2 protein-coding genes are annotated in these 1,197 nt (G+C 63.9%); both read right to left on the bottom strand.

Annotated elements, in window-relative coordinates:
* Nucleotides 1-858 (bottom strand): ABC transporter permease subunit (locus ACED18_RS20540; protein ID WP_377295453.1); only part of this gene is annotated, 858 nt, incomplete at its 3' end.
* Nucleotides 859-966: 108 nt separating this feature from the next.
* On the bottom strand, nucleotides 967-1,197 hold a 231-nt coding region (locus ACED18_RS20535), incomplete at its 5' end, for a TOBE domain-containing protein (protein WP_377295448.1).

Below are 1,197 nucleotides of genomic sequence, written 5' to 3'. Positions count from 1 at the left end.
GGAGAGCAAAAGCACGATCAGGAAGTAGATGATCGACATCGCCGCCGCCGGCCCGAGGTCGAACTGCCCGACCGCCATCTTCACGAGGTCGATCGACAGGAACATGGTGGACGAACCCGGCCCACCGCCCGTCACCACGAAGGGCTCGGTGTAGATCATGAAGCTGTCCATGAAGCGCAGCAGCACCGCGATCAGAAGCACCCGCTTCATCTTCGGCAGCTGGATGTAGCGGAAGACGGCAAGGCGCGAGGCGCCGTCGATGCGGGCCGCCTGGTAATAGGCCTCNTCCATGAAGCGCAGCAGCACCGCGATCAGAAGCACCCGCTTCATCTTCGGCAGCTGGATGTAGCGGAAGACGGCAAGGCGCGAGGCGCCGTCGATGCGGGCCGCCTGGTAATAGGCCTCCGGGATCGACACCAGCCCGGCATAGGCGAGCAGAACCACGAGGCTCGTCCAGTGCCACACATCCATCAGCACCACCGTGATCCAGGCATCCACCGGATCGGCCGCGTAATTGTAGGAGAAGCCGAGCGCCGTCACCGCCGAGCCCAGAAGCCCGATATCGACGCGGCACAGCAACTGCCAGATCGTGCCCACCACGTTCCACGGGATCAGAAGCGGCAGCGCCATCAGCACCAGGCACACCGGAACCCAGATGCCGCGGCGCGGCATGTTGAGCGCGATCAGGATGCCGAGCGGGATCTCGATCAAAAGAATGATCGCCGAGAAGGCGAGGTTGCGCCACAGCGCGTCCCAGAAGCGCGAGCTGTCCAGAACCTGTTTGAACCACTCCGTCCCCGCCCAGAAGAACTCGTTGTTGCCGAACGTGTCCTGCACCGAGTAGTTCACCACCGTCATCAGCGGGATCACCGCCGAGAAGGCCACCAGCACCATCACCGGCAGCACCATGAACCAGGCCTTGTTGTTAAAGGTCTTCTCCATCCCGGATTCTCCCCCTCAGACCCATCAGGCCTGCTGTTCTATACGCCAGCTGTCGGCGTAGATGTTGATGCCGGCCGGGTCGAAGGAAAGCCGCGCATCGGCCGGCACCTCGCCGCCTTCCGCCACGATCGCCGTGATCGGCTGGCCCGCAAAGGCGCCGCGCACGATCTTCTGCCGGCCGAGATCCTCCACCTTCGTCACCTGGACCGGCATCCCCTCGCGGCCGATGCGCACGAACTCCGGACGGATGCCGAA

The organism is Rhizobium sp. SG2393, from assembly GCF_042610495.1.
In the GTDB taxonomy this organism is placed as follows: Bacteria; Pseudomonadota; Alphaproteobacteria; order Rhizobiales; family Rhizobiaceae; genus RU20A.
This window is presented reverse-complemented; position numbering and strand designations above follow the sequence as displayed.